The organism is Variovorax sp. 20P10.2.4 (assembly GCF_058244205.1).
Genome location: NZ_JBZAYE010000841.1, coordinates 1 through 2,653, shown reverse-complemented (window position 1 = coordinate 2,653; position 2,653 = coordinate 1). Strand labels below are relative to the sequence as shown.

The 2,653-nt window shown below is 71.5% G+C and carries 3 protein-coding genes; 1 reads left to right on the top strand and 2 read right to left on the bottom strand.

Features of this window, described 5'->3' with window-relative positions; translation table 11 throughout:
• The first annotated feature begins 127 nt into the window (after nucleotides 1-127).
• Entirely contained in the window at nucleotides 128-901 is a 774-nt protein-coding gene (locus tag AC27VN_RS38370; protein WP_490880050.1) for a sulfite exporter TauE/SafE family protein, read from the top strand.
• Nucleotides 902-912: 11 nt separating this feature from the next.
• On the opposite strand, the gene AC27VN_RS38365 is transcribed toward AC27VN_RS38370, so the two are convergent.
• Entirely contained in the window at nucleotides 913-2,238 is a 1,326-nt protein-coding gene (locus tag AC27VN_RS38365) for an MSMEG_0569 family flavin-dependent oxidoreductase (RefSeq protein ID WP_057598965.1), read from the bottom strand.
• A 37-nt stretch (nucleotides 2,239-2,275) separates the two neighbouring features.
• A complete protein-coding gene (locus tag AC27VN_RS38360; protein WP_057594432.1) occupies nucleotides 2,276-2,554 on the bottom strand; it encodes an MSMEG_0570 family nitrogen starvation response protein in 279 nt (92 codons plus the stop codon).
• Between the last annotated feature and the right edge of the window lie 99 nt (nucleotides 2,555-2,653).

Genomic DNA, 2,653 nt, shown 5'->3' with positions numbered 1-2,653 from the left:
CGCGAGTCGCTGCAGGCCGCGTTCGCGCCATCGATCTGATTTCGAGATCGCCGCGCGTCGCATTCGGCATTGGCGCGGCGCGCCGCGAGCGCCTAGATTCGCGTTCGCCCCCACGAAGCGAACGCCCATGACCTTTTCGTCGTCCCTGCAGCACCTGCTGCCCTTCACGCCGCCGCAGCTGCTGGCCATCTGCGCCGGCATCGTCGCGGCCTACGTGATCTTCGGCATCGCCGGCTTCGGCACCGCGCTGGTCGCCGGGCCGGTGCTCGCGCAGTTCGTGCCGGTGGCCACGGTCGTGCCGCTGCTGGCGCTGCTCGACTTCGTCGCGGCCGTGGTCAACGTGAGCCGCGATGCCGGCGCGGCCGACCGCGCCGAGCTGCGCCGGCTGGTGCCGCTGATGGCGTTCGGCAGCCTCGTGGGTGCCGCGCTGCTGCTGCTCGGGCGGCCGCAGGCGATGCTGCTGGCGCTGGGCATCTTCGCGGTCGCCTATGCGCTGTATGCGCTCAGCGGCTGGCGGCCGGTCGCGCGGCTCTCGGCGCGCGCGGCCGTGCCCTTCGGCTTCGTCGGCGGCATCTTCTCGGCCATGTTCGGCAGCGGCGGCTTCATCTATGCGATCTATCTCGCGGGCCGCATCGACGAAAAGGAACGCGTGCGCGTCACCCAGTCCACGCTGATCGGCCTCAGCACGCTCACGCGCGCGCTGCTGTTCCTGGCAGCGGGCGTGTATGCCGAGGTCTCGATCCTCGCGCTGGCCGTGCTGCTGCTGCCCGCGATGCTGCTGGGCACCGCGCTGGGCCGGCGCATCACGCTGCGGCTGTCGCGCGAGCAGTTCCTGCGCGTGGTCGCGCTCGCGGTGCTGTGCTCGGGCGCCTTCCTGATCGTGCGCTACGCGATGGGCTGACGCCCGTGCGCTCAGGCCGCCTGCAGCCGGGGCGGCGCGACCTCGGGTTCCGCGCGCAGCTCGGCGCGCCGCGCGGCGATCGCTTCGGCGAGGAATTCCGCGTCGCGCGCCACGCCCGAGAAACGCCCCGAGCCCCAGGTGTGCAGCCACGGCAGCCCGAGGAAGTACAGCCCCGGCTCGCGCGTGACGCCGCGCTGGTGCACCGGATGGCCGCGGCCGTTGAACACCGGCGCGTCGACCCAGGCGAAGTCGGGCGAGAAGCCGATGCACCACAGCACGCTGGTGATGCCCGCGGCCGCGAGATCGAGCCGGGTGCGTTCCTCGGCCGGCTCCCACACGGGCGCGTAGACCGAGGGCGGCGGCGCCTCGATGCCGTTGGCGGCGATGAACTTGTCGATCGAGGCGTTGATGCCGTTGTAGATGCGGTCGGCATGGTCGAGGTGCTCGCGCAGGTTGGGCTGGAACTGCAGCACGCCCTGGTCCAGGTCGGTCAGCAGGCCGAACAGTTCCATGCCCTCGCGCGCGAAGCGCCGCAGGTCGATGTCGCGCCCGCCGTCGCGGCCGGTCACGTAATGGTTGGTGTTGTCGCGCACGCCCTCGCGCAGCGGATGGGCGGTGACCGGCATGTCGTAGTACTGCATGTCGGCCAGCCAGTCGACCACCTCGCGGCCGCGGTAGAAGCGCGCGCAGCGCGGTGCATCGCCCGTGGCCAGGTAGACCTTGCGGCCGGCCAGGTGCAGGTCCTCGGCGATCTGCGCGCCCGACTGGCCGCAGCCCACCACCAGCACCGCGCCCTCGGGCAGTTGCGCGGGGTTGCGGTACTGCGCCGAGTGGTACTGCGCCACCGAGGCCGGCAGCTTCTCGGCCAGCCGCGGCACGATCGGCTTGTGGTAGCCGCCCGAGGCCACGACCACCTGGTCGGCGGTATAGAGGCCGGCGTCGGTCTGCACCTCGTAGCGGCCGCGCTCGCCGCTTTGCGGCACGTGCACCACGCGTTGCACCGTCACGCCCTCGAGCGCGGGCGGCTTCACCTGCGCCACGAAGCCCGCGAGCCAGTCGTTGATCTGGTCCTTGACCATGAAGCCGTGCGGATCGTCGCCCTGGTAGGGCCAGCCCGGCAACTGGCATTGCCAGTTGGGCGTGACCAGGCAGAACGAATCCCAGCGCTGCGTGCGCCAGCTGTGGACCAGGCTGCGCTTCTCGATCACGAGGTGGTCGATGCCGCGCTGCTGCAGGCAGTGGCTCAGCGACAGGCCGGCCTGGCCGCCGCCGACGATCGCCACGCTGTAGTGGCTGCGGCCGCCGTAGGGATGCTCGGGATGGGTGGGGTGGGACATGGGGTCTCTCTTTCTCGATCGGGGCGCAAGGGGGAGGTCAATCGAAGGCCAGCACGGTGACTTCGGCGGCGGGCTCGAAGCGCGCGGCGATGCGCTCGATCTCGGCGAGCTGGTCCATCGCCTGCGAACAGGCGAAGCCGTACTTCGCGCGCACGCGCTCGGAGGCGATGCCGAGCGCCTCGCGCGTGCGCCGCAGGAAATCGTCGAGCGCATAGCGTTCGCCGGGCGCGAGGAAGTCGCGCACCACCAGCGAAGGCGAGTAGCAGCGCGATTCGCTGGCATCGGGCCAGCGCACCTGGAAATGCATCACGGGCATGGGGCGGTCCTCGTCTCGATGGCGTGGGGGTGGCGCAGGCCTTCGCGGTACAGGGCGACGTGCCGCTGCGCGCTCTCGGCCCAGCTGAAGTGCCGCGCG